Origin of the sequence: Comamonas badia DSM 17552, from assembly GCF_000484635.1 — a bacterium.
Classification (GTDB): domain Bacteria; phylum Pseudomonadota; class Gammaproteobacteria; order Burkholderiales; family Burkholderiaceae_C; genus Comamonas_C; species Comamonas_C badia.
Genome location: NZ_AXVM01000005.1, coordinates 293,164 through 318,949, shown reverse-complemented (window position 1 = coordinate 318,949; position 25,786 = coordinate 293,164). Strand labels below are relative to the sequence as shown.

25 protein-coding genes are annotated in these 25,786 nt (G+C 66.7%); 13 read left to right on the top strand and 12 right to left on the bottom strand.

All coding sequences use genetic code 11. The features are described from left to right. Positions 1-4: 4 nt before the first annotated feature. The gene (locus K320_RS0112715) at positions 5-367 is read right to left on the bottom strand and encodes a hypothetical protein (RefSeq protein ID WP_024539224.1); all 363 of its coding nucleotides are present in this window, start codon (positions 365-367) and stop codon (positions 5-7) included. A 161-nt stretch (positions 368-528) separates the two neighbouring features. Between K320_RS0112715 and K320_RS0112710 the strand changes: the two genes are divergently transcribed. Then, positions 529-2,319 carry a glutamine--tRNA ligase/YqeY domain fusion protein gene (locus K320_RS0112710; RefSeq protein ID WP_024539223.1) on the top strand — a complete coding sequence of 597 codons (1,791 nt, stop codon included), beginning with the start codon at positions 529-531 and terminating at the stop codon, positions 2,317-2,319. A gap of 131 nt (positions 2,320-2,450) precedes the next feature. After that, positions 2,451-3,767, top strand: coding sequence for an HD-GYP domain-containing protein (locus K320_RS0112705; protein ID WP_024539222.1), 1,317 nt, complete (start codon positions 2,451-2,453; stop codon positions 3,765-3,767). Positions 3,768-3,782: 15 nt separating this feature from the next. On the opposite strand, the gene K320_RS0112700 is transcribed toward K320_RS0112705, so the two are convergent. Genes K320_RS0112700 through K320_RS0112685 form a run of 4 tightly spaced genes read right to left on the bottom strand, consistent with a single transcriptional unit; the run spans position 3,783 to position 7,467 of the window. Continuing rightward, a complete protein-coding gene (locus K320_RS0112700) occupies positions 3,783-4,826 on the bottom strand; it encodes a serine/threonine protein kinase (RefSeq protein ID WP_051384912.1) in 1,044 nt (347 codons plus the stop codon). 1 nt (position 4,827) lies between these two features. Then, positions 4,828-5,676 (bottom strand): 3-hydroxybutyryl-CoA dehydrogenase, encoded by an 849-nt coding sequence (locus K320_RS0112695; protein WP_024539220.1) that lies wholly within the window; start codon positions 5,674-5,676, stop codon positions 4,828-4,830. A 50-nt stretch (positions 5,677-5,726) separates the two neighbouring features. After that, positions 5,727-6,524, bottom strand: coding sequence for an ABC transporter permease (locus K320_RS0112690; protein ID WP_024539219.1), 798 nt, complete (start codon positions 6,522-6,524; stop codon positions 5,727-5,729). A gap of 1 nt (position 6,525) precedes the next feature. Next, entirely contained in the window at positions 6,526-7,467 is a 942-nt protein-coding gene (locus tag K320_RS0112685; RefSeq protein WP_024539218.1) for an ATP-binding cassette domain-containing protein, read from the bottom strand. Positions 7,468-7,649: 182 nt separating this feature from the next. Between K320_RS0112685 and K320_RS0112680 the strand changes: the two genes are divergently transcribed. Continuing rightward, positions 7,650-8,900, top strand: coding sequence for an MgtC/SapB family protein (locus K320_RS0112680; protein ID WP_245593880.1), 1,251 nt, complete (start codon positions 7,650-7,652; stop codon positions 8,898-8,900). Between the two features lie 81 nt (positions 8,901-8,981). Here K320_RS0112680 and K320_RS0112675 read toward each other — a convergent pair whose 3' ends face one another. Then, positions 8,982-10,463, bottom strand: a complete 1,482-nt coding sequence (locus K320_RS0112675) for an AMP nucleosidase (protein WP_024539216.1) — start codon at positions 10,461-10,463, stop codon at positions 8,982-8,984. A 31-nt stretch (positions 10,464-10,494) separates the two neighbouring features. Beyond that, complete coding sequence (locus K320_RS0112670) at positions 10,495-11,010, bottom strand: MarR family transcriptional regulator (RefSeq protein ID WP_084301260.1); 516 nt, start codon at positions 11,008-11,010, stop codon at positions 10,495-10,497. Positions 11,011-11,201: 191 nt separating this feature from the next. Between K320_RS0112670 and K320_RS0112665 the strand changes: the two genes are divergently transcribed. The 9 genes from K320_RS0112665 to K320_RS0112625 all read left to right on the top strand — a co-directional run bounded on the left by K320_RS0112665 (position 11,202) and on the right by K320_RS0112625 (position 20,992). Then, a complete protein-coding gene (locus K320_RS0112665; RefSeq protein WP_024539214.1) occupies positions 11,202-12,179 on the top strand; it encodes a PDR/VanB family oxidoreductase in 978 nt (325 codons plus the stop codon). 33 nt (positions 12,180-12,212) lie between these two features. Then, positions 12,213-13,556, top strand: a complete 1,344-nt coding sequence (locus K320_RS0112660) for an aromatic ring-hydroxylating dioxygenase subunit alpha (RefSeq protein ID WP_024539213.1) — start codon at positions 12,213-12,215, stop codon at positions 13,554-13,556. Further along, positions 13,553-14,035 (top strand): aromatic-ring-hydroxylating dioxygenase subunit beta, encoded by a 483-nt coding sequence (locus K320_RS0112655; protein WP_024539212.1) that lies wholly within the window; start codon positions 13,553-13,555, stop codon positions 14,033-14,035. Before K320_RS0112660 ends, K320_RS0112655 begins: the two co-directional genes overlap by 4 nt. Before the next feature lie 7 nt (positions 14,036-14,042). Beyond that, a complete protein-coding gene (locus tag K320_RS0112650) occupies positions 14,043-15,623 on the top strand; it encodes an ATP-dependent acyl-CoA ligase (RefSeq protein ID WP_024539211.1) in 1,581 nt (526 codons plus the stop codon). Positions 15,624-15,800: 177 nt separating this feature from the next. Further along, positions 15,801-16,976 carry a thiolase family protein gene (locus tag K320_RS0112645; RefSeq protein ID WP_024539210.1) on the top strand — a complete coding sequence of 392 codons (1,176 nt, stop codon included), beginning with the start codon at positions 15,801-15,803 and terminating at the stop codon, positions 16,974-16,976. Then, entirely contained in the window at positions 16,973-18,226 is a 1,254-nt protein-coding gene (locus K320_RS0112640) for an SDR family NAD(P)-dependent oxidoreductase (protein ID WP_024539209.1), read from the top strand. The genes K320_RS0112645 and K320_RS0112640 overlap by 4 nt, the downstream gene beginning before the upstream one ends. A 3-nt stretch (positions 18,227-18,229) precedes the next feature. Further along, entirely contained in the window at positions 18,230-19,039 is an 810-nt protein-coding gene (locus K320_RS0112635; protein ID WP_024539208.1) for a cyclase family protein, read from the top strand. 15 nt (positions 19,040-19,054) lie between these two features. Beyond that, complete coding sequence (locus tag K320_RS0112630; protein ID WP_024539207.1) at positions 19,055-19,786, top strand: SDR family NAD(P)-dependent oxidoreductase; 732 nt, start codon at positions 19,055-19,057, stop codon at positions 19,784-19,786. A gap of 39 nt (positions 19,787-19,825) precedes the next feature. After that, entirely contained in the window at positions 19,826-20,992 is a 1,167-nt protein-coding gene (locus K320_RS0112625; protein WP_029696113.1) for an ABC transporter substrate-binding protein, read from the top strand. A 121-nt stretch (positions 20,993-21,113) separates the two neighbouring features. Here K320_RS0112625 and K320_RS0112620 read toward each other — a convergent pair whose 3' ends face one another. From K320_RS0112620 to K320_RS0112605, 4 genes are all read right to left on the bottom strand, one after another. Then, a complete protein-coding gene (locus tag K320_RS0112620) occupies positions 21,114-21,752 on the bottom strand; it encodes a 3-oxoacid CoA-transferase subunit B (protein WP_024539205.1) in 639 nt (212 codons plus the stop codon). 1 nt (position 21,753) lies between these two features. Continuing rightward, positions 21,754-22,461 (bottom strand): CoA transferase subunit A, encoded by a 708-nt coding sequence (locus tag K320_RS0112615; protein ID WP_024539204.1) that lies wholly within the window; start codon positions 22,459-22,461, stop codon positions 21,754-21,756. Positions 22,462-22,556: 95 nt separating this feature from the next. Further along, positions 22,557-23,405, bottom strand: coding sequence for a TatD family hydrolase (locus K320_RS0112610; RefSeq protein ID WP_024539203.1), 849 nt, complete (start codon positions 23,403-23,405; stop codon positions 22,557-22,559). Next, positions 23,402-24,103, bottom strand: coding sequence for an SDR family NAD(P)-dependent oxidoreductase (locus K320_RS0112605; protein ID WP_024539202.1), 702 nt, complete (start codon positions 24,101-24,103; stop codon positions 23,402-23,404). Before K320_RS0112605 ends, K320_RS0112610 begins: the two co-directional genes overlap by 4 nt. Positions 24,104-24,195: 92 nt before the next feature. Between K320_RS0112605 and K320_RS0112600 the strand changes: the two genes are divergently transcribed. Then, positions 24,196-24,564: a carboxymuconolactone decarboxylase family protein gene (locus K320_RS0112600; protein ID WP_024539201.1), complete on the top strand. Its 369-nt coding sequence runs from the start codon at positions 24,196-24,198 to the stop codon at positions 24,562-24,564. Between the two features lie 47 nt (positions 24,565-24,611). Here the strand turns inward: K320_RS0112600 and K320_RS0112595 are convergent, their stop codons facing one another. After that, on the bottom strand, positions 24,612-25,718 hold the full coding sequence (locus K320_RS0112595) for an aromatic ring-hydroxylating dioxygenase subunit alpha (protein WP_029696112.1): 1,107 nt from the start codon (positions 25,716-25,718) through the stop codon (positions 24,612-24,614). Between the last annotated feature and the right edge of the window lie 68 nt (positions 25,719-25,786).

Genomic DNA, 25,786 nt, shown 5'->3' with positions numbered 1-25,786 from the left:
ATGCTCAGCGCCAGTCGCGGCGGTCACGGTGATCGCGACGGCCATGCCTGTGTTCCCAGCGCTCGTGGCGGCCCCCCCAGTAGGGGCGCGGCGGCGCATACACCACCGGGGGAGCATAGACCACCGGCGGCGGCGTGTAATACACGGGTGGCGGCGCGCGGTAGACCGGCGCAGGTGCGTAATACACCGGCGGCGCCGAGTAATACACCGAGCCCGCATTGCTTGCGCCCAGCACGACGCCAGGCACGCCTATGCCTACCGACCAGGTCACATCGTTGCGCGCCTGGGCGCTGGTGGCGCCCAGCATCAAAGCCATGGCCACTCCCGCCGAGGCTGCTGCAGCCAACCAGGTACGACGAACAGTCATTGCCTTCTCCTTGAAAAGCGGCCGGTTTCCAGCCAATACGGTCATAACGCGCGACATGGCGTTCAGGATGGCATGCCGAGGTATCTATCTTGTGTCTGGACGTAGGCAGCCTTGTATCCGGACGTAATTCCCGCTGGCCGGCGCCACCTAGAATCCATGCCATGAGTACGCCCGATACCGCTCCCACGCCGCCCACGAATTTCCTGCGCCAGATCGTCGAAACCGGCCTGGCCCAGGGCACGCACGCGCACAAGCGCTGGGCCGGCAGCCCCGGCGACGGCGCGCACCAGGCCCAGGCGCCCGTCGATCCGGCGCGCATCCGCACCCGCTTTCCGCCCGAACCCAACGGCTACCTGCACGTGGGCCACGCCAAGAGCATCTGCCTGAATTTCGGCCTGGCGCGTGACTACCAGGGCGTGTGCCACCTGCGCTTTGACGATACCAACCCGGAAAAGGAAGACCAGGAATACGTGGATGCCATCATCGACGCGGTGCACTGGCTGGGCTTTGACTGGAAGGACCCGGACGGGCACGAGAACCTGTACTACGCCAGCAGCTACTTCGACTTCATGTACCGCGCCGCCGAGTACCTGATCGAGAGTGGCAATGCCTATGTCGATGAACAGACCGCCGAGGCCATGCGGGCGAGCCGGGGCGACTTCGGCAAGCCGGGGATGAACAGCCCTTTCCGCGACCGCACACCGGCCGAAAACCTTGCACGCTTTCGCGAGATGCGCGACGGCAGGCATGCGGATGGCGCCATGGTTTTGCGTGCCAGGATCGACATGGCGCACCCCAACATCAACCTGCGCGACCCGGCGATCTACCGCATCAAGCGCGCCGAGCACCACGCCACCGGCAACCACTGGTGCATCTACCCGATGTACACCTTCGCGCACCCGATCGAGGATGCGCTGGAATGCATCACGCACAGCATCTGCACGCTCGAATTCGAAGACCAGCGTCCGTTCTACGACTGGCTGCTCGATCACCTCGCCGCAGGGGGGCTGATCGCCACTCCCCAGCCGCGCCAGTACGAGTTCGCGCGGCTCAACCTCACCTACGTCGTCACCAGCAAGCGCAAGCTCAAGCATCTGGTGGACAGCGGCACCGTCGCCGGCTGGGACGACCCGCGCATGCCCACCCTCGTGGGACTGCGCCGGCGCGGCTACACGCCCACGGCCATCCGCGCGTTCTGCGATCGCATCGGCGTGACCAAGGACTACAGCTGGATCGACTACGCCACGCTGGAAGGGTGTCTGCGCGAAGACCTGGAGCCCTTCGCCCATCGCGCCATGGCGGTGCTGGACCCGGTCAAGCTCGTGCTCACCAACTGGGACGCCGTCTTTGGCGCCGGGCACCTGGAACCCTGCCAGCTCCCGGCGCTGCCGCACGGAGCCGAGGGCCAGACCATCCCGCAGCGGCACTTCCAGCTGGGGCGCGAGGTCTGGATAGAACGCGAAGATTTTGCCGAGACGCCGCCCAAGGGCTACAAGCGCCTGTTCGTCGGCAACAAGGTGCGGCTCAAGGGCGGCTACGTGATCGAATGCACCGGTGCTGCCCGCGCTGCGGATGGCCAGATCGTCGAAGTGCAGGCGCTGGTGATTCCGGATACCAAAAGCGGCACGCCCGGCGCCGACAGCGTCAAGGCCAAGGCCGCCATCACCTGGGTGGGCGCGGCGGATGGCGTGCGGGCCGAGGTGCGCCTGTACGACCGGCTCTTCACCGATCCGCAGCCCGACGCGGGCGGCAAGGATTATCTGGCGCTGCTCAATCCGGACAGCCTCAAGACCACCACGGCGTGGGTGGAGCCCTCGCTCGCCCAGGCGCGGCCGGACGACAAGTTCCAGTTCGAGCGCCACGGCTACTTCGTCGCCGACCGCGTCGATCACACGGCGCAAGGTCTGGTGTTCAACCGCATCGCGGGCCTGAAGGACTCCTGGGGCAAGTAACTCAAGCGGCGGTGCAATCCGGCGGGCACGGCAGCAGCGCCATTCGAGGCGGATCAGGGTTTGTTCGGCCTCGTGCCGCTGGGCTGCCGGCAAAGGTATATTGCCGCCCTTGGGCAGCCGTTCCAATCCTCATGCGCGACAACCTGGTTCCATCGGAAGACAGCATCGACCACAGCACGCACTACCTGCGCACCCTGACCACCATGGCCCAACGCCGCAAGGTCACGGCGCAGGAGGCCATATTCAGTGTCAACGGCATCAAGCTCGTCGACAAGGGGGCGCGCATCGACAGCCGCATGCACGACCGGCTGGTGCAGCACAAGCTGCGCGAACCCGTGGACATGCACCTGACCGTGGAAGATGCGGTCACCAGCGCCTTCCTGCGGCAGCAGGCCGATCACCTGCTGCTGCATGCCGACCTTCCCAGGCTGCTCGCGCAATCGCTCGGCGGCACGGCACGCCTGTCCGCGCCGCTCAAGACCCTGTCGCTTACCCCGCGCATCGCCTTCAGGCTCACCGTGATGCGCGAGGAGCTTCCAGAGCTTTTCACGCACAGTCTGCAAGTGATGCTGACGGCGCAGTACCTGGCATTGGTCAGCCGCATGGCCGACGAGGACTGCAACCGGCTGGCCGCCGCCGCCTTGCTGCATGACCTGGGTGTGCTGCACATGGACCCCCTCTGGCGCGATCCGGACCGCAAGGTGACCGGCGCCGAGCGCCGCCATCTGGTGGCCCACCCGATCACGGCCATGCTGCTGGTGCGCGATGCCGGCATTTACGGCCCCCGCGTCGAAACGGCCATCCTGGAGCACCACGAACGCATGGATGGGACGGGCTATCCACGCGGACTGTCCGGCAACGATATTTCGCCCCTGGGGCAGGTGCTGCTGATGGCAGAGCTCGTGGCCGCATTGGCAGAGAAGCACCCCGATACGGCATTCGAGCAACTGTCGCTGGTGCTGCGGCTCAACCATCGCAAATTTCCCAAGGCCCTGGCGGAGCACACCCTGGCATTGCTGAGCGCCGCGGGGCATGCCGACAAGCCACCGCCACCGCCACCGCCACCCACGGAGCCGTTGCGGCCGCTCGTCCTGCACCTCGTGCAGGCATTCGGCCAATGGAAACAGGCCAAGGCACAGCTCGATGGCACGGGCGATGCCACCGGAAAATCCGGGCCGGCAGCCTTTGTCGAAGAGCGTCTGCACCTTCTGGAACGCGCCCTGGCAGAAGCGGGCATGCAAACGGCAGAGTCCGAGTCATTGCCGGACGACGATGGCGCCGATCTGTCCGAGCTTTCCTTCGTGGTGCGTGAAGCCCTGTGGCAACTGACCAGCATCGTCAACGGCTGCGAACGCCGCTGGCCCACAGAACTCCAGCAACGAACCGACCCCCAGGCATCGGCCGTCGGCCAGTGGTGCGATTGGGTGCGCGGCATTCCCCGGGCCTGAGCCGCCTGGCCTCGGTCACACCACGATAGGCTCTTCCCGCATCGCCGCGATCTGCTCGCGCAGCAGGGCCACCTGCCCCTGCCAGTAATCCACCGTGCCGAACCACGGGAAGTGAATGGGGAAGGTCGGATCGCTCCAGCGCCGCGCCAGCCAGGCGCTGTAGTGGATCAGGCGCAGCGTGCGCAGCGGCTCGATCAACGCCAGCTCGCGCCGGTCAAAATCGCGCACCTGTTCGTAGCCGTCGAGCAGCGCCGAGAGCTGCTGCGTGCGCTGGCGCCGGTCGCCCGAGAGCAGCATCCACAGGTCCTGCACCGCCGGGCCCATGCGCGCATCGTCCAGATCAACGAAGTGCGGGCCGCCACCGGCATCCTCCACCGGCGTCCAGAGCACATTGCCCGGATGGCAGTCGCCGTGCACGCGGATCACGCGGGAATTCTTTAAGCCAAATTGGCCCGTAGCGCTTTCCCCGTCTGCGTTACCAGCTATCAACGCAAGAGCATCTTCACACACCATACGCCACTCGGTGCGCACCTCGGGCGCCACCGCTTCGTGCGCCAGCAGCCAATCGCGTGCCTGCTCGCCAAATTCCTGCAGGCCCAGTTGCGGCCTGTGGGCAAACGGCTGCGCACTGCCCACGGTGTGCATGCGCGCGATGAAGCGGCCCAGCCACTCCAGCACCTCGAAGTCATCGAGCTCAGGCTGGCGCCCGCCGCGCCAGGGGCTGACCGAGAACGCAAAACCGGCGTGGTGGCGCAGCGTGGCACCGTGGAGCACCAGCGGCGCCACCACCGGCACCTCGGCAGCAACCAGGTCGGCGGCAAAGGCGTGTTCCTCCAGGATCTGCGCCTCGCTCCAGCGCCCCGGCCGGTAGAACTTGGCGACGACGCGCCGGCCATCCTCCAGCCCCACCTGATAGACACGGTTCTCGTAGGAGCCGAGCGCCATCAGGCGCCCATCGCCCTGCAGACCGCAGGCCGAGAGCGCATCGAGCACCACGTCGGGCGTAAGCGCGGCGTAGGGGTGCGAAGCTCCCGCGCGGCCCACGATGCCTGAGGGCATGTCAGTAGGTATAGACGCCCTTGCCGGTCTTGCGCCCCAGGCGCCCGGCGGCGACGTATTCCTTGAGCAGCGGGCAGGGGCGGTACTTGCCGTCGCCGAACTCGCTCAGGTAGACCTCCATCACCGCCAGGCACACGTCCAGGCCCACCATGTCCGCCAGCGCCAGCGGTCCGATCGGCTGGTTGCAGCCGAGCTTCATCCCGGCGTCGATGTCCTCGGGCGTGGCCAGGCCCTCGGCGAGCACGAAGAAGGCCTCGTTGATCATGGGCACGAGGATGCGGTTGACGACGAAGCCGGGCGCGTTCTTCACCGTGATCGGCGTCTTGCCCAGGCGCTCGGCGAGGTCCTTCACCGCGGCGTGCGTCGCGTCGCTGGTCTGCAGGCCGCGGATGATCTCCACCAGCGCCATCATCGGCACCGGGTTGAAGAAATGCATGCCGATGAATCGATCGGCACGGCTGGTGGCCGCGGCCAGCTTGGTAATCGAGATCGAGGAGGTGTTGGAGGCGATGATCACCCCGGGCGCGACCAGCGCATCCACCTGCCTGAGAATCTTGAGCTTGAGCTCGTGGTTCTCGGTCGCCGCTTCGATGATGAGCTGCGCACCCTTGAAATCCTCGTAGTTCGTGCTGCCCTTGATGCGCGCCAGCGCCGCATCCCTGTCGGCAGCGGTGATCTTGTCCTTCTTGATCAGCCGGTCCAGGCTGCCGGCGACGGTGGCGATGCCTTTCTGCACCGCGGCTTCGGCGATGTCCACCATCACCACGTTGATGCCCGAGACCGCGCAGGCCTGGGCGATGCCGTTGCCCATGGTGCCCGCGCCGATGATGCCTACTGTCGAAATCTGCATGGAATACCTGCCTGGTTGAAGAGAGAAAGCGATGATGGTAGCGGCAAGCCTCAGGCCCGAAAGCGCCGACGGGTAAGTGCCAGCGCCACCCAGTAGGCCAGCACCGTGGTTGCCAGCAGCACCAGGCCCAGGCGCAGCGGATGCGCCGGCCACTGGTCCATGAACAACGGGCGCACCAGCTCCACGGCGGTGGTGAGCGGCAGCCATTCGGTGGCCACGCGCACCACCCAGGGCAGCTGCTCGCGCGGGAAGAACACGCCCGAGAGAAACATCATGGGCGTGAGCACCAGCGTGAAGTAGTAGGTGAAGAAGTCATAGCCCGGCGCCAGCGCGTTGAAGATGAGCGCGATACTCGAGAACATCATCCCCACCAGCACCAGCACGCCCCAGACAATGATGAGCTTGGGGCTGTGGCTGATCGAGAGCGCCAGGATCACGCCGAGGATGGCGGTGGCCGTGAACGTGGCCCACAGCATCTCGGCCAGCACCACGTTGTCGAGCGTGACCGGGGCGTTCATGATGCCGTCCCAGGTCTTCTGCACATGCATGCGCGAGAACGCCGAGTACAGCGCCTCGAAGCTCGCGGCATTCATCACGCTCATGCAGATGGCGCCGCTGGCGAGAAACAACAGGTAGGGCATCTTCTGCCCGTCCACCGTGAGCTCACCCACCAGCGCGCCCATGCCGTAGCCAAAGGCGACCAGCCACATCAGCGGCTCGGCGATATTGCCGATGAGGCTGGGAATGGCGAGCTTGCGCCAAACCAGAAAGTTGCGAAGGAACACCGGCCACCAGCGCAGCGAGAGATCGGGCGCGTGCCAGAGCCCGGAGGTGAGCGGGGAAGACATGTCAGGCATCTTCGCGGATCTGGCGGCCCGTGAGCTTGAGGAACAGATCCTCCAGATTGGCATGCCGGTGCAGCGTGTGCTGGTGCCCCCGCTCTGCCAGCGCCTGCAGCAGCGGCCGCGCGTCCGGGGTGTAGAAGAACACCGTCTCGCCGCTCACCTCCACGCGCGCCGCCAGCGGCCGCAGCCGCGCATCGTGCGCCAGCGCCGGCGCGCCGCTGCCGTAGGCCTCGACCACCTCGCGCTCCAGATGCTCGGCGATCAGCGCGCGCGGCGCGCCCTCGGCGATCTTGCGGCCATGGTCCAGCACCAGCAGGCGCGAGCACAGGCGCTCGGCCTCGTCCATGAAATGCGTCGTCAGCAGAATCGACTTGCCTTGCTGCAGCAGCTGCTGCAGCCGCTCCCACATCAGGTGGCGCGCCTGCGGATCGAGCCCCGTGGTCGGCTCGTCGAGCAGCAGCAGGCGCGGGTCGTTCACCAGCGCGCGCGCCAGCGACAGCCGCCGGCGCATGCCGCCCGAGAGCTCGGCCGGGCGCGCGTCGGCCTTGGCCCTGAGCGCGGCAAAGTCCAGCAGCGCCGGAATGCGCCGGTCCATGACCGCGCCACCCAGGCCAAAGTAGCGCCCGAACACGCGCAAATTTTCGGCGCAGCTGAAGTCCGGGTCCAGGCTGTCGAACTGCGTCACCACGCCCAGCTGCGCCTTGATGGCCAGCGCGTCCTGCGGCATGGCCAGCGGCGCGGCGCCGTCACCGGGCTGGAACTGCACGCTGCCCTCGTCGGGCGCGGTGAGGCCCAGGCAGATGCGGATGGTCGTCGTCTTGCCCGCGCCGTTGGGGCCGATGATGCCCAGGCACTCGCCGGGGGCAATGGCGAACGACACGCCGTCCACCACGGTGGCGGCGCCGTAGCGCTTGCACAGGTTCCGGGCTTCGAGGAGCACGCTCATGCGGCGATTGTGGGGTAAGGCCCCGGGAATGTGCTGGAATATTGGTGAAAATTGCTCCAAATACTTGCCTTACAAGTGCTACAAGCTATGAATATGAAAGCGATCTAGTGTGCCCGGGGAGCAGCGCTTCCCTGCTCTTCCATGCTCCAATCGCCGCAACCAACCTCACAAGAATGGACACCATGGACATATCCGGCTTCCAGGACACGCTGGCCGTGCTGGCCGGCGCCCTGGGCAGCGGCCTGCTGATGGGCATAGAGCGCGAACGGCGCAAGGGCCAGGGCCCGCTGCGCGCGCTGGCCGGCGTGCGCTCGTTCGCGCTGGCGGCGGTCTCGGGCGCCACGGCGGCGCTGCTGGGCAGCGAGGCGCTCACGGTGGTGGGAGCGGTGTTCATCGCGCTGCTGGGCGTGGTGGCCTATGCGCGCGACCGGTCCGAAGACCCCGGCGTGACCACCGAAATCGCGCTGCTGCTGGCCTACCTGATCGGTGTGCTGTGCACCCAGAGCCTGCCCGTGGCGGCGGGGCTGGCCGTGGCCGTCACCAGCCTGCTGGCCGCGCGCGAGGCGCTGCACGAGTTTGCGCGCGAATGGCTGCGCCAGGGCGAGGTGCGCGGCGGGCTGATCCTGGCGGCGCTGGCGCTCTTGGTGCTGCCGCTGGCGCCCAACCGGCCGCTGTGGGGCGAGGCGCTGAACCCCCAGGTGCTGCTGCGCCTGGTGCTGGTGCTGCTGGTGATCCAGTCGCTGGCGCACCTGGCGCGCCGGCTCATGGACGCGCGCCGCGCCAGCGCGCTGTCGGCGCTGGCCTCGGGCTTCATCTCCAGCACCGCCACCATCGCCAGCCTGGGCGTGGCCGTGCGCGAGGGGCGCGAGCCCGTGCGCGCGCAGGGCGGCGCGGCGGTGCTGTCGTGCGTGGCCACCATGGTGCAGATCCTGGTGGTGGCGGCCACCGTGCAGCCCCAGTGGCTGGCGCGGCTGTGGGCGCCGGCACTGGCGGGCGGCGTGGTGGCGCTGGCCTGGGGCTGGGTGCTGCTGCGCAGCATGCCCGCGGGCCAGGCGCCCGCCCCGGCGGATGTGGATGGCACGACGCTGTTCAAGCTGCACGACGCGCTGCTGATCGCCGTGCTGCTCACGGCCGTGCAGGTGCTGGTGCAGGCGCTGCGCGCCTGGTGGGGCGACGCGGGCCTGCTGGCCGGTGCGCTGCTGGCGGCGCTGGCCGACGTGCATGCGGCCACCGCTGCCATCGTGTCGCAAGGCCTGCCGCAGGGCGCGGCGGACGCCAGCCTGGTCCAGGCGCTGGCCCTGGCCCTGAGCGTGCACGCCGTCAGCAAGTGCGTGGCCGCCCTGGCCAGCGGCGGCTGGCGCTACGGCCTGGCGGCCGGCGGCGGCGTGGTGCTGCACACGCTGGCGTTCGTGGCGGTGCTGCTGCTGGTTTGAGGTTTATATAAAAAAACGGCTCCAGCACTTGTGTGGCAAGCGCTGGCAGCTATCAAATGTACGGTAATTTGCCGGCAGGACTTACTGGAACGCCACCTCGGCAAAGCTGCGCAGCTTGCGGCTGTGCAGCCGCGCCACGCCGCCCTCCTGCAGCAGCTCGATGGCGCGCATGCCGATGCGCAGGTGCTGATCGACGCGCTCGCGGTAGAAGTGGTTGGCCATGCCGGGCAGCTTGATTTCGCCGTGCAGCGGCTTGTCGCTCACGCACAGCAGCGTGCCGTAGGGCACGCGAAAGCGGAAGCCGTTGGCGGCGATGGTGGCGCTTTCCATGTCCAGCGCCACCGCGCGGCTTTGCGAGAAGCGCCGCTGCGGCGTGTTGTCCGGCAGCAGCTCCCAGTTGCGGTTGTCGGTGCTCGCCACCGTGCCGGTGCGCATGATGCGCTTGAGCTGGTCCTCGGGCATCTGCGCCACGTCGGCCACCGCTTGCTGCAGCGCCTGCTGGATTTCGGCCAGCGCCGGAATCGGCACCCAGATCGGCAGCTCTTCATCGAGCACATGGTCTTCGCGCACATAGGCGTGGGCCAGCACGTAGTCGCCCAGCTGCTGGCTGTTGCGCAGCCCGGCGCAGTGGCCCAGCATCAGCCAGGCATGCGGGCGCAGCACGGCGATATGGTCGGTGATGGTCTTGGCATTGGCCGGGCCCACGCCGATATTCACCATGGTGATGCCGCCATGCCCCTCGCGCACCAGATGGTAGGCCGGCATCTGCGGCAGGCGCGGCGGCGCGGCGCCGAGCGCATCGGCAGGCCCCGCCGCCAGGCCCGCGCGGCGCGTGATGACGTTGCCGGGCTCGACAAACGCGGCATAGGGGCTGGCCGCGTCCTGCATCGCCGCGTGGCCCAGGCGCACGAACTCGTCGATGTAGAACTGATAGTTGGTGAACAGCACGAAGTTCTGGAAATGCTCGGCTCGCGTGCCGGTGTAATGGCGCAGGCGCTGCAGCGAATAGTCCACGCGCGGCGCAGTGAAGAGCGAGAGCGGATGCGCCTCGCCCGGCTGCGGCTGCCAGGTGCCGTTGGCGATGCCGTCGTCCATCGCGGTGAGGTCGGGCAGATCAAACAGGTCGCGCAGCAGCAGGCGCTGCCCGCGGTCGAGCGTGCCTTCCAGCGGATCGTCGGCATCGAGAGCAAAGTAGACCGGAATCGGTTGCGTGCTGGTGCCCACCTCCAGCGCCACCCCGTGGTTGTGCGTCAGCAGGCTGAGCTGCTTCTGGTAATAGTGGGCAAACAGGTCGGGGCGGGTGAGCGTGGTCTCGTAGCGCCCCGGTCCCTGTACAAAACCATAGGCCAGACCCGAAGGCGCGCGCGCCACGGTGCTGGTGTGCAGGCGCACAAAGGGGTAGAAGGCGCGCACCGGCTGCGCCGGCGCCTTGCCGGCAACGAAGCGCTGCATGGCCGAGCGCAGATGCGTGGTCTGCTGGGCGTAGATGCGCTGGATCTGCGCCAGCGCCTCGGCCGCATCGCGGTGGTGCGTGGGGGCGATGAAATCAGGTGTCAGAGGCATGCCGCGATTGTCCACGCGGCGCGGCGGAAAATCACGGCGGCAATTCCACCAATTTGCGCAACAGGGCAATCAGGCGTGCCGCATCACGCGCGCCCAGCGGCTTGAGCACCCTGGCCTGGTGCGCAAGCGCGAGCCGGGTGTGGTCACTGGCCACCTCCCGGCCCTCGGCGGTCAGCGTCACCAAGGTCTGGCGCCGATCCATGGCGGTATCGCCTCGGGCGACCAGCCCCTGGCGCTCCATGCGCTGCACGATCTTGCTCAGCGTCGGCTGCTTGGTCAGCACGAGATCGCTCAAGGTACCAATGGTTTCACCCGCGCTGCCTGAGAGGCTGGCCAGCACACGCCATTCCGTGACGGACAGACCGGCGTCTTCCACCTCCCGGTGAAAGACGCCTGAAATGCGATGACTGGCCTGCGCGAGCAGGAAGGCCAGGTAATCATCAATGAAGCGCGGCGCTTCGGAATCCGCGGCCGACGCGGCCTCGGCCCGAGCGGCCGGGCGTTCTCCACGGCCGGATGCAGGTGTTGTTGCAGGGGCTTTCGTCACCGTCCAAGCATAGCGCGCGGCGCTCAAATTGCATCCGTGGAAGCTAGGGGTTTTCCCGCAATTTTGTATGATTTTTCATGTTTTTTATTGACATCTAAAGCGTTTCTTCCTACAGTCCCTCCCCATCAGCCATCCAATTGCCGCACCGGTGATGCGGCAGCGGGTGGGCGCCACTTCCCACGAAGGCCCTCATGTCCGGTCCCTTGCTCCAGGTCTCCGAAATCCGCGCCGAAACGCCGCTGATCCGCCGCATCCGCCTGGTGGCGCCGCAGGGCAGCACGCTGGCGCCGCTGGCCTCGGGCGCGCACCTGCAGTTCATGGTGCCAGGCGTTGCCGACCGGCGCTGCTACTCCATCGTGCAGCTCACGGCAGCCGAGGCGACGGAACACGCCCCCGCCGCCTACTGGATCGCGGTGCGGCGCGAGGAAGCCAGCCGCGGCGGTTCGGCCTTCATGCACCAGCTCAAGGTGGGCGACACCCTCGCCACCAACGAGCCGCGCAATGAGTTCCCGCTGCATGCGGCCGCTCCGGGCGAAACCTCCACGGTGCTGATTGCCGGCGGCATAGGCGTCACGCCGCTGGCCAGCCACGCGGCAGCACTCAAGGCGGCTGGGCGCCCGTTTGCCCTGCACTACAGCAGCCGCAGCCGCGACCAGCTGGCGATGGTGGGCGAGCTGCAGGCGCTGTGCGGGGATGCACTGCACCTGTACGCCGATGACGAAGCGGCCACACGGCTCGATCTGGCGGCGCTGCTGAAGACGCTCAAGCCCAGCCAGCACCTCTACGTCTGCGGCCCCAAGGGCATGATCGATGCTGCGATTGCGCTGGCCACGCAGCAGGGCTGGCCCAAGGACCACGTGCACGTCGAGCTCTTCGTCGAAGCCGCCACGCTGTCGGGCGACCAGCCGTTCGAGGTCGAGCTGCGCCAGTCCGGCAAGGTGCTGCAGGTGCCCGCCAACAAGACCATTCTCGAAGTGATGGAAGAGGCGGGGTGCGACCCGATGTTCGATTGCCGCCGCGGCGAATGCGGCGTCTGCCAGGCGACGGTGCTCGAAGGCATTCCGGACCACCGCGACTACGTGCTCAACGACGCAGAGCGCGCTTCCAACACGCTCATCCAGACCTGCATCTCGCGCGCCAGGACGCCGCGCCTCGTGCTCGATTTGTAGGTCCCTACAGGCCCCGCCTCAAGGAGATTCACCATGGGTCGATACACCGACAACCCCGCCGCCATCCGCGCCCTCGTGCGCGAGGCCGAAGTCCACAAGGACACCTACATCGATCCCGAGATCTTCGATCTGGAGATGGAGCACCTGTTCGCCAACACCTGGGTCTACGTGGGCCACGCCAGCCAGATCCCGAACAAGGGCGACTACTACAGCACCACGGTGGGACTGGAGCCGGTGGTGATGGTGCGCCACACCGACGGCAGCATCCGCGTGCTCTACAACCGCTGCCCGCACAAGGGCGTGAAGGTGGCGGGCGAGACCTGCGGCAACACCGGCAAGTTCTTCCGCTGCCCCTACCACGCCTGGACCTTCAAGACCGACGGCTCGCTGCTCTCCATCCCGTTCAAGCAGGGCTACGAGAAGACCGAATTCAGCTGCTGCGAAGCCAGCGGCGGCATGGCCGCGGTGCAGGCCGTGCAGGTCTACCGCGACTTCGTCTTCTGCCGCCTCAATCCCGAGGGCATCTCATTCGACGATTTTTTCGGCAAATCACTCTCGACCATAGACAACATGGTCGATCGCTCGCCCGAAGGCAAACTGCAGATCACGGGCGGCGTGCTGCGCTACATCAACCGCTGCAACTGGAAGATGCTGGTCGACAACCAGACCGACACCACCCACCCCATGGTGGTGCACGAATCGTCTGCCGGCACGGCGGCATCGGCCTGGAGCAAGGCGCCGCCGGGCACGCTCAAGCCCATGGCGGTGGAGGTGTTCACGCCCTTCGTCAGCTCGTATGAATTTTTCGCCGAGATGGGCATCCGCGTCTGGCCCCACGGCCACGGGCACACCGGCGTGAGCAAATCCATCCACTCCGACTACTCCGCGATTCCCGGCTACCTGGAGCAGATGGAAGCCGCTTACGGCAAGGAGCGCGCCCACGCCATCCTGCACGAGAACCGCCACAACACCATCTACTTCCCCAACCTGACGATGAAGGGGCCGGTGCAGACCATGCGCGTGTTCAAGCCGCTGGCGGTGGACAGGACGCTGGTCGAATCCTGGACCTTCCGCCTGGTGGGCGCGCCCGACATGCTGCTGGAGCGCACGCTGATGTACAACCGCCTGATCAACGCGCCCACCTCCGTCGTGGCGCACGACGACACCGAGGTGTACGAGCGCGCGCAGGAGGCGCTGCACAGCCGCGGCCGCGACTGGATGAACCTCTACCGCCTGTACGACAAGGACGAGCCGCGCGACGACCCGCAGCACGAGACCAACGGCACGAACGAGCTGCAGATGCGCAACCAGATGCGCGCCTGGGCAGATTTCATGACCGCCAGCATGCAGGGCAAGACCGAAGGGGGTGCAGCATGAGCACCATCACCGACGAGCAACTGCGCACTTTCGTCTACGACGAGGCGGCGCTGATCGACGAGCAGAAGCTGCAGCAATGGGAGCAGCTCTTCACCGACGACGGGCACTACTGGATGCCCCTCACGCCCGGCCAGACCGACCCCATCCTGCAGGGTTCGCTGATGTACGAAGACAAGATGCTGCTGCAGATCCGCATAGAGCGCTTCTTCGGCAAGCGCACCTTCTCGCAGCAGCCGCACACGCGCTGCCACCATCTGCTGCAGCAGCCGCGCATCACGGCGCGCGACGATGCCGCCGGGCGCTACACGCTGCGCACCGCCTTTCACTACGTTGAAACGCGGCGCGACGAAGAAGCGCTGTACGCGGGCTGGGTCACGCACGAACTGGTGCGGGTGGATGGCACACTGCGCATCCAGCTCAAGCGCGTGGACCTGCTCAACTGCGACGCCGCGCTGCCCAATATCCAGCTTTTCATGTGAGGCCTGCTTGAACGACGCCATCGCCCGTTTCGCCCCGTCGGACCGCACCCTGCCCGCGATGCTGGCGCAGCAGTGCGCGCGTTTTGCCGATCGTGATTTATTGGTCTGCGGCGACACCCGCTGGAGCTATGCCCAGGCGCTGCACAAGGCACGCGCCATGGGCGCGATGCTGCTGGCGCAGGGCATCAGGGCAGGAGACCGCGTCGCGCTGATGTGCGGCAACCGGCCGGAATTCATCCAGGTCTTCCTTGGCTGCGCCTGGATAGGCGCCGTCACCGTGCCGATCAACACCTCGGCACGGGGCACCAACCTGCGCCACATCCTGAGCAACTCGGGCGCGCGCCTGTTCATAGCCGAGGCCAGCACGCTGCCCGCGCTCGCGGGGCTAGAAGAACGCGCCACCCTGCCGCTGGAAAAAGTCTGGAGCGTGGACGGCTCGACAGAGGCTGGCGCCCAGCCCATGCCGCTGCCGGGCGATGCACTGGCCGATGCCGCCGCCATCACCCCCGGCGACACGCTGGCCATCCTCTACACCTCGGGAACCACGGGCCTTTCAAAAGGCGTGTGCTGCCCGCACGCGCAGTACTACTGGTGGAGCCGCTATTCCAGCGAACTTCTGGGCCTGCAGGATGGCGATGTGCTGCTCACCACCCTGCCGCTGTTTCACACCAACGCGCTCAACGCCTTCTTTCAGGCGCTGCTCACCGGCTCCACGCTGGTGGCCGAGCCGCGCTTCTCGGCGTCCGACTTCTGGGCCGCGCTGGTGCGCCACCAGGCCACGGTAACCTACGTACTGGGCGCCATGGTGCCCATCCTGCTGTCCAAAGACCCGACGCCCGACGACCGCGCGCACCGGGTGCGGGTGGCCCTCGCCCCCGCCATTCCGCAGCGCTTTCACGCCACCTTCAGCGAGCGCTTCGCCATGCGGCTGCTCGACGGCTACGGCTCGACCGAGAGCAATTTCGTCATCGGCCTGGATGCCGAACAGAAACCCGGCAGCATGGGCCGCGTGGTGCCGGGCTTCGAGGCGCGCGTGGCCGACGAGTTCGACGAAGCCGTGCCCGACGGCACGCCCGGCGAACTGCTGCTGCGCGCCACCGAGCCGTTCGCCTTTGCCTCGGGTTACTTCGGCATGCCCGAGAAAACCGTCGAGGCCTGGCGCAATCTGTGGTTTCACTCGGGCGACCGCGTGGTGCGCGATGGCGATGGCTTTTTCACCTTCCTCGATCGGCTGAAAGACGCCATCCGCCGACGTGGCGAAAACATCTCTTCCTACGAGGTCGAGCAGGTGTTGCTGAGCCACCCCGCGGTCGCCGTTGCCGCCGTGTTCCCGGTGCAGAGCGAACTGGCCGAGGACGAAGTCATGGCCGCCATCGTGGCGCGCGAGGGGCAGACGATAGATCCGGTGGAACTGATCCGCTACTGCGAGCCGCGCATGGCCTATTTCGCCGTGCCGCGCTTCCTTGAATTCATGGCCGAGCTGCCCAGCACCGAGAGCGGCAAGATCCAGAAATTCAAGCTGCGCGAACGCGGCACCACCCCCGCCACCTGGGACCGCGAGGCGGCCGGGATCAAAGTCAGCCGTTGAAATGATGCCCGCCCGCTGTTTTCACGACACGCTTGCCTCCATTGTGGGAGCGGCTTCAGCCGCGAATGCCTGTTCAAAAATGGGATTGAAAATCATCGTCTCACTCTTCGCGGCTGAAGCCGCTCCTACAAAGACAAGACAGTGCCTGCCTGCAAAAAGGGCGAGGGCGATTACCCCATGACCGCCTACCTCCAGCGCAAGGGCTACGAAGGCGTGGCCGTCACCGTGCCGGTCACCGTGGCGTATGAGCGCTATTCCACGCACGGCGCGCACTGGTTCCTCGGGCAGGCGGTGCGCGCGCTGGTACAGCAATCGGGCTTGGCCAAGGAGCAGATCGACGGCCTCACCGTGAGCAGTTTCTCGCTCGCGCCCGACACGGCGGTCGGCGTCACGCAGCACCTGGGCCTGTCGCCGCGCTGGCTCGACCACATTCCCACCGGCGGGGCGTCCGGCGTGATGGCGCTGCGCCGCGCCGCGCGCGCGGTGCAGGCGGGTGATGCCGAGGTCGTCGCCTGCGTCGCGGCGGATACCAACCACGTCGATTCCTTCCGCCATACGCTGGGCGCGTTCAGCAATTTTTCGCGTGACGCCAGCTACCCCTATGGCGCGGGCGGGCCGAACTCGATGTTCGCCTTCATCACCGCGCACTATATGCGCCAGTACGGCGCGCGGCGCGAAGACTTCGGCCGCATCGCGGTGGCGCAGCGCAGCAATGCGCTGAAGAACCCCAACGCGCTGTTCAAGAAGCCGCTCACGCTCGATGAATACATGGCGGCGCGGCCGGTGTGCTATCCCATCCATCTGTTCGACTGCGTCATGCCCTGCGCCGGTGCCGAGGCCTTTCTCGTGATGTCGCCCGAGCGCGCGCGCGATCTCGGCCTGCCGCATGTGCTGCTGCGCGGCGCGATCGAGCGCCACAACGCGTTCAGCAGCGACCCGGTCATGGTCTGCGGCGGCTGGGCCATGGACCGCGACGACCTCTACGCTCAGGCGGCGGTCAAGCCCCAGGACATCGACCTGCTGCAGACCTACGACGACTACCCGGTGATCGTGATGATGCAGTTCGAGGATCTCGGCTTCTGCGCCAAGGGCGAGGGAGCGGAATTCGTGCGCAGCCACGATTTGGCGTATGCCGGCGACTTTCCGCAGAACACCGGCGGCGCGCAGCTTTCCTGCGGCCAGGCGGGCGCGGCCGGCGGCTTCATCGGCATGACCGAGACCCTGCGCCAGCTCACCGGGCAGGCCGGTGAGCGCAATGTAAAGGATGCCCGCTACGGCATGGTCGGCGGCTTCGGCATGGTGACGTATGACCGCTGCCTGTGCACCGGCGCCGTGATACTGGAGGCCGCATGACCGAGCCCCTGCAGCGCCCGCCGCGCAAGAACCCCATGCTGCGCACGCCGCAGATGAACCTGCCGCCGAGCCACCGCGGCCGCGTGGCGCTGGGCATCACCGCTGGGGCGGCGGAAGGCCGCTTCGTGCTGCAGGTGTGCAGCGAATGCGGCACAACTCAATACCCACCGCGCGAAGCCTGCTATCAATGCCTTTCGCCCGCGCTGCACTGGAAGACGCAGGATGGCCAGGGTGAGCTGCTCGCCGAAACCACGCTGGACCACAGCAACGACCTGTACTTCCGCGAGCGCCTGCCCTGGCGCCTGGGCATGGTCCGCCTGGATGCTGGCCCCAGCGTCATGGTGCATCTGCATGGCGAAGTGGGCGCTGCGCCTGCGCGCGTGCGCATCACGGCGCGCCTCGACCGCTCCGGCCAGGCGGTGCTGATCGCCCTGCCGGAAAAAGGATCCCCGCATATGCAAGACGACCCCATGCTGCGCGAGATGGCGAGCGATCCGAAGCTGCGCAAGGTGCTGGTGACCGATGGCAAATCCCCCGTCGGCCAGGCCATGGTGCGCACGCTGATCGGCGCTGGCGCCGACCATGTCTGGGTGGGCGAGGCCGAGCCGTGGAAGCAGCCGCCGGGTTTTGCCGAACTCGCCCGGCTACCGCAGATCACCGTGGTGCCGCTCGATGTGCGCGACGAACGCTCGGTGCAGGAGACGGCCAGCCTGATCGGCGCCAAGGTGGACATCGTGATCAACACCGCCGAGATGCACCGCGGCGGCGGCATCGGCAACCGGCGCGGCGTGGATGTGGTGCGCGAGGAGATGGACGTCAATTACCTGGGCCTGCTGCGCCTGGCGCAGGCTTTCGGCCCGGTGCTGCGCAGCCGCGCTGCCGATGGCAACCTGCACGCCTGCGCCTGGGTCAACCTGCTGTCCATCTTCGCGCTCGCCAACCATCCGCCGGACGGCACCTTCTCGGCCTCCAAGGCGGCTGCGCTGTCGCTGGCGCAATGCCTGCGCGCGGAGATGCGCGGCGCCGGCATCCGGGTGGTGAATATTTTTCCGGGGCCGATCGACGACGAATGGAACCAGAACCTGCCGCCGCCCAAGCTCGCGCCCAAGGCCGTCGCCAGCGCCATCGTCAAGGCGCTGCAAAGCGGTGTGGAGGATGTCTATCCCGGCGACATCGCGCAGGACTGGCTGGCGCGCTGGCGCGACAACCCCAAGGTGCTCGAACGCGAGCTGGCCGCCGGAGGCATGTAAGCGATGAACCCCACAGCCCATCCCGATCTGCTGGCCCATTTCGCGCTGGGTCTTGCCAGCGGCGCGGTGCGCATCATCGATCTCTCGCACACGCTGAGCACCGACTTCCCCACACTCGGCCTGCCGCCCGAACTGGGCCAGTGCGCGCCGTTTCGCGTCGAGCAGGTCTCCAAGTACGACGAGCGCGGCGCCGCCTGGTACTGGAACAACATCTCGTGCAGCGAGCACACCGGCACGCACTTCGACGCCCCCATCCACTGGGTCACCGGGCGCGATCTGCCGAACAACGCGGTCGATGCCGTGCCGCCGAAGCACTTCATCGCCCCCGCCTGCGTGATCGACTGCAGCGCGCAGGCGGCCCGGAACGCCGACTACCTGATGACGGTGGCCGACATCGAGGCCTTCGAAGCCGCGCACGGCCGCATTCCTGCGGGGAGCTGGGTCTTGATGCGCACCGACTGGTCGCACCACTGGAGCCACCGGCGCGACGCGCGCGCCTACCAGAACTACGACGCCAGCGGCCAGCACACGCCGGGGCCGAGCGTGGAGGCCGTGCGCTTTCTCGTCGGGCAGCGCGACGTGCTGGGCTTTGGCTCCGAGACCATAGGCACCGACGCCGGCCAGGCCGCGCACCTGCTGCCGCCCTACCCCTGCCACACGCTGATGCACGGGGCGGGCAAGTACGGATTGCAGTGCCTCGCCAATCTGGAACAGTTGCCTGCAACGGGTGCGCTCATCATCGCCGCGCCGCTGAAAATCGAACATGGCAGCGGCAGCCCGTTGCGCGTCATCGCGCTGATCCCAGGCCAATGAAGAAAGCACCCCATCATGAGTGAGCCGCAATACACAGCGCTGGTGACCGGCGGTTCCGCCGGTATCGGCGCCGACATCTGCCAACGCATGCTGCAGGATGGCTGGCACGTCATCAGCCTCGCACGCCGCGCGCCCGAGTGGACGCATGCCCACCTGACGGCCATCAACGTCGATCTGCTGGATGCCGCGGCCACCGCGCAGGCGGCGAAGGAAGTCGCCCAGCGCTTTGAGGTCACGCACTTCATCCACAACGCCGGGGTGATCTGGCCGCACCTGCTGCAGAACGCCACCATCGATGAACTGCAGGGCCTGACGCAAATCCACCTTGGCAGTGCGCTGACGCTGATGCAGCACGTGCTTCCAGCTATGGAAAAACAAGCATTCGGGCGTGTGGTGCTGATGTCCTCGCGCGGCGCGCTGGGCCTGGCCACGCGCACCAACTACTCTGCCACCAAGGCCGGCATGATAGGCATGGCGCGCACCTGGGCGCTGGAGCTGGCGCCCAAGGGCATCACCGTGAACGTAGTGGCGCCGGGCCCGATCCAGACGCCGATGTTCTACGACGTCGTGCCCTCGGGCAGCGAGCGCGAGGCCAAGCTGGCGGCCAACATCCCGGTCGGCCGCATCGGCCGCCCCGACGACGTGACGCGCGCCGTGATGTTTTTCAGCGACCCGGCCAACAGCTTCGTCACCGGCCAGACGCTGTATGTCTGCGGCGGCGCCAGCGTAGGCACCCTCACGATTTGAGTTTTCGCGATCCCTTCAACCACACCAGGAGACACCTGCATGCGCATTCCCCGCACACTCAAAATCGCCGCCCAGGCCTTGGCACTTTCCGCCGCCCTGGGGCTGGGCAGCGGCGCCGCCATCGCCCAGATCAAGGTCGGCGTGATCTATTCCGGCACGGGAGCCACCTCCTTTGTCGGCATCCCGCAGGGCAACACCATCGCCCTGCTGCCACAGAAGATCGGCGACTACACGGTGCAGTACATCGGCCTGGATGACGCCAGCGACCCGACGCAGACCGTCACCAACGTGCGCAAGCTGATCGACGAGCAGAAGATCGACGCGCTGATCGGCCCCAGCGGCTCGCCCAACGCCATGGGCGTGATCCAGTTCATCGCCGAGGCCGGCATTCCCATGCTCGCTCCGGTGGGCACCGCAGCCGTGGTCCAGCCCATGGACGACAAGAAGAAATGGGTCTTCAAGACCACGCAGAACGACGAGATCATCGGCGCCGCTCTGTTCGACTACATGAGCAAATCGGGAGTCAAGACCATTGGTTTCATCGGTCTCAGCGACCCCTACGGCGAGAACTGGTACCGCGTCTCCACGGGCCTGGCGGAGAAGCACGGCATCAAGATCATCGCCAACGAGCGCTTCGCGCGCACCGACGCCTCGGTCACCGGCCAGACGCTCAAGCTCATCGGCGCCAAACCCGATGCCGTCCTGATCGCCGCCGCCGGCGGGCCCACCGTGCTGCCCGAAGTGTCGCTGCGCGACCGCGGCTACAAAGGCCCGATCTACCAGACGCACGGCGCGGCGCTGCCGGCCTTCATCAAGCTGGGCGGTGCCAAGGTCGAAGGCACCATCATGGCCGCCAGCCTGATGCTGGTGCTGCCCGAGATCGCGGACAGCAACCCGTCCAAGAAGATCGCTCAGAACTACATCGACGAGTACAAGAAGCGCTATGGCGAGCCGCCTGCCACCTTCGGCGCCAACGTGTTTGACGCCGGCCTGCTGCTGCAGAACGCCATCCCCAAGGCCGCGGAAAAGGGCAAGCCCGGCACCCCGGAGTTCCGCGCGGCGCTGCGCGATGCGCTGGAGCAGACCAAGGAACTCGTCGGAACGCAAGGCGTGTACAACATGACGCCCGAAGACCACAGCGGCTTCGACCAGCGCGGGCGTGAACTCATCACCGTCAAGGACGGGCAGTTCCGCTTGCTCAAATAATCAGAGCATCATCCACAAGAAAACCGGGCGCCAGGTCCGGTTTTTTACTTGGTTCGATGAAGCATGATGTCGGCTTGCGCCGCCAGGCGCGCCCTGCCTGCGCAGCAGGCGTCATCCTTCATCAGTTGAGCAGCTTCACGCCCGTCTTGGACTGAATCTCGTCAAAGCTCACATCCGGCGCCAGTTCCACCAGCTTGAGCCCCTGCGGCGTCACGTGCATCACGCCCAGGTCGGTGATGATCTCGTGGATCACGCCGACGCCGGTCAGCGGCAGCGTGCACTGCGGCAGGATCTTCAGGTCGGTGCTGCCGTCCTTCTTCTTGGCCACATGCTCCATCAGCACGATGACCTTGGGCACGCCGCCGACCAGGTCCATCGCGCCGCCCATGCCCTTGACCATCTTGCCGGGGATCATCCAGTTGGCCAGATCGCCCTTTTCGCTGACCTGCATGGCGCCGAGGATGGCGAGGTTGATCTTGCCGCCGCGGATCATGGCGAAGCTGTCATGGCTGCCAAAGATGGCCGAGCCCGGCAGCGTGGTCACCGTCTGCTTGCCGGCGTTGATGAGGTCGGCGTCCACCTGGTCCTCGGTGGGGAAGGGGCCTATGCCCAGCAGGCCGTTCTCGGACTGCAGCCAGACTTCCTTGTCACCGGTGTAGTTGGCCACCAGTGTCGGAATGCCGATGCCGAGGTTCACATAGAACCCGTCCTGCAATTCCTTGGCGGCACGTTCCGCCATCTGTTCCTTGGTCCACGGCATGTCAGGCTCCTGCTTTCTCGGTGATGGTGCGTTTTTCGATCTGCTTGGTCGGGTTGGCGTTGAGCACGATGCGGTGCACGTAGATGCCTGGCAGATGGATGTCGTCGGGGGCAAGCTCGCCCGGCTGCACGATTTTTTCCACTTCGGCAATGCAGATCTTGCCGGCCATGGCCACGGCCGGGTTGAAGTTGCGCGCCGTCAGGTGAAAGCGCAGATTGCCGGTGGTGTCGGCGACAGCCGCATGCACCAATGAGATATCCGGCGTGAGCGAACGCTCCATCAGATAGGTATGGCCATCGAACTCGCGCGTTTCCTTGCCGTCGGCAACGATGGTGCCCACGCCGGTGCGCGTGAAAAAGGCCGGAATGCCGGCGCCGCCCGCGCGCAGCTTCTCGGCCAGCGTGCCCTGCGGGGTGAACTCCAGCTCCAGTTCGCCGCCGAGGTACTGGCGCTCGAACTCCTTGTTCTCGCCCACGTAGGAGCTGATCATCTTCTTGATCTGGCGCGTGTTGAGCAGCTTGCCCAGGCCCACGCCGTCAATGCCGGCATTGTTGGAAATGGCGGTGAGGTTCTGCACGCCCGAGGCGCACAGCGCCTCGATCAGCGCCTCGGGGATCCCGCACAGGCCAAAGCCGCCGACGCCGATCAACTGGCCATCGCGCACGATGCCCTTGAGCGCCTCGGCCGCGGAGGGATAAATCTTGTTCACAAATGTTTCTCCTGAATCTGAAACGACTGTCCTACGATACTGCGGCTTCAATTTTGTTGCGTCGCACAATGGGTGTCAACAGGCGCGCAACGGGGTTATCCCTGAGCCGCAATCCTGTCCCCTCGCAGCAGGCCTGGCAGCCGCGGCAAGGCCGCGCAGGCATTGCGCCAGGCCGCCTGTGCCAATTCATCCATCGCCATGCCCCGCAGCCCGGCCACCGCCTGGGCAATGCGCGGCAGCTCGGCGGGGCTGTTGCGCCCCTGCTCCGCGCCTGCCTGCCGCCGCTCCTGACTCTGGTACAGCCACTGCGGCGGAATATCGGGCGCATCGGTCTCCAGCACCAGCGCCTCCAGCGGCAGCTCTGCCGCCAGGCGCCGCAGATGCAGCGCGCGCTCGAAGGTCACCGCGCCACCGAAGCCGAGCTTGAAGCCCAGCGCAATGAAGGCCTGCGCCTGCTGCGGGCTGCCGTTGAACGCGTGGGCGATGCCGCCCGCCACCGGCAGCTCGCGCAGGGCCTTCAGCACCCGGTCGCAGCTTTTGCGCACATGCAGCAGCACCGGCAGATCAAGCCGCCGCGCCAGGCGCAGCTGGGCACGCAACAGCCGCTCCTGGTGCGGGCCATCCAGCCCCGGCACAAAATAATCAAGGCCGATCTCGCCCACGGCGACAAGATGCGAATCCTCCCCGCAGGCGTGCAACAAGGCCCCAAGCGCCTCGATATCCGCATCCGTGGCATCCGGCGTGCACATGGGGTGTATGCCCAGCGCATAGCTGTCGCCCCACGCATGCGCCAGACCGCGCACCGCGTTCCAGTTGAAGCGCGCCACCGCCGGGATCACGCAGTGCGTAACGCCCGCGGCCCGTGCCGCGGCGCGCATGGCCGCGCGGTCGGCGCCAAACTCCGCCGCGTCCAGATGGCAATGGGTATCGATGAAGAACGTCACACGCGGCCCAGCACGGGCACCAGAGCGCCGTGCACCGCCCGCGCGGCATCAGACGCCAGGAAGCCGATGACCTCGGCCAGCGCCTCGGGCGCGACCCAGCGCGAAAAATCCGCATCGGGCATGGCGCCGCGGTTGGGCGGCGTATCGATGATGGAAGGCAGCACGGCATTGACGTTGATGCCCTCATCGCGCAGCTCGGCGGACATGGATTCCACCAGGCGCATGAGCGCGCTCTTGGAAGCGGCATAGGCGCCCGTCGATGCGCCGCCCTTGAGCCCACCGGCCGCGCCGACGGCCACGACGCGGCCCCTGCCCTGTGTCTGCATGTGCGGCACCACCGCCGCCGCCATGTGGATGAAGCTGCGCGCGTTCAGGTCCATCATGAAGTCCCAGGCTGGCGCTGGCGTGGCATGCACCGGCTCGCCCATGTGAAAGCCGCCCGCCAGATGGCACAGCACGTCGATGTGGCGCACCTGCGGCAATGCCTGCGCCACGGCCCGCACCACCGCCGCGCGGTCGAGCAGATCGACCGGCAGCAGCACCGCATCGGTCAATGCGCCGTAGCGCGATTGCAATGCTTGCGCATCGCGGTCCAGCAGCATGAGGCGCGCGCCCTGGCGCCCAAACCACGCGGCGACGGCCGCTCCCAGATTGCCGGCCGCGCCGGTGATGCAGACCACATCTCTATCGGTACCCATGACATTCCTCCCGCTGAGAATGCGGATCATAGAAGCGGCGCCGGTCGGCTACGCTTGCGCCCTCGCCAACGTTCTTTCACCAGGGAGCCCCCATGACAGCCGCACTCACCACCACCGATTACAAGCAGCTGACCAGCACCATCTCCGGCAACGTGCGTACGCTCAAGGAAAGCGTCCCCGACGTGCTGGCCAGCTTCAACGCCATGGGCAAAGCCGCGCTGGCACCCGGCGCCATTGATGCGAAGACAAAGGAATTGATAGCGCTTGCCATCGGCGTGGCGGCGCGTTGCGATGGCTGCCTGGGTTTTCACACCCAGGCGCTGGCCCGTCTGGGCGCCACGCGCGAGGAAGTCCATGAAATGCTCGGCGTCGCCGTCTACATGGGCGGCGGGCCTTCGCTGATGTATGCGGCCAGCACGGTTGCCGCGTTTGACGAAGCCCTTGCCGCCAGGAAGGGCTGATCCTCGGCACGGCGCTTCGGGCCCACGGGCCCGAAGCGCCGCGGGACTTACGCCGCGGCTTTTTCCGACGCCGCGGTCCTGGCCTGCTCCTGCGCAATCGCCGTCTCCAGCGTGCGCCGCATGCGCACTGCCGCCACGTCGTTGCTCATCAGCACCGGCTTCATCGCAAAGAAATCATCGGCACTCACGCCCATGCGCTCCTGTATCGCCTCGGCCAGGGGCACGTCTTCATCGACAAAGGCGTTGCGCATGGCCTCGATCTTCATCTTGTTGAAATCCGCGTCATCGACGTTGTGGTTGCGCCGCGTGACGAAGAAATAGTGGGTGGTGGTCAACGTCTCCGGCGTCACCGTATGCAGGTCGTACTGCCCCGTCGTTCCCTCAAGATCCAGCGGTGCGCCCGCATCCTGCGTGGCGCCCACCGACAGCTGGATGTTTCCCGGCATCAGATAGGTGATGTCGAAGAAGTGGCGCGCCTCGGCCTTGGGATCCGGCAAGAAGCCGGCGAAGATCATCATCGCCGGGGTCTGCGACCACTCCCAGCGGGCGGCGAAGGCGTCGCCGACGGCGCGCACCTGCGGCACCAGGGGCGACAGCTTGCCACGCGTGGTGATGATCTCGCCGTGGACATGGTCGATATGGCTCAGGTCCATCACGTTGTCGAGGATGAGCTTGTAGTTGCACTTGACGTAGATATTGGTGTAGCCCACGCCGGTCTCCGGGCCCTCCGTCAGCGGGCCGAAATCGTGCAGCTTGCTTTCGTCGGCTGCCTCGTCGCCCATCCAGATCCAGATCAGGCCATTGCGCTCGCGCAGCGTGAAGCTGGGCACGGTCGATGCAGCGGGAATATGCTGGTTGCCGTGCGGGTTGTGGGTGCAGGCGCCATCACAGTCGAACTGCAGACCGTGGTACTTGCAGGTCACCTTGTCGCCGTCGCGATCACCCATGTGCAGCGGCAGGAAGCGGTGCGGGCAGCGGTCGAGCATGGCGACCGGCTCGCCGCTGCCCTTCTTGCGGTAGATGAGGACCGGGGTATCCAGCAGCGTGCGATGAAACAGCGCTTGCGCATCGACTTCGGTGCTGAGTGCTGCCACGTACCAGGCATTCATGAGGTAGGGCCTGGGCTGGGTCAGCGGCTGGGCAAGATTGGACATGTAGATCTCCTGAATTTTCAAACGTCTAACGGAAAAACTGTGGCTTGCCGCCGCGACACGCGGCCGTT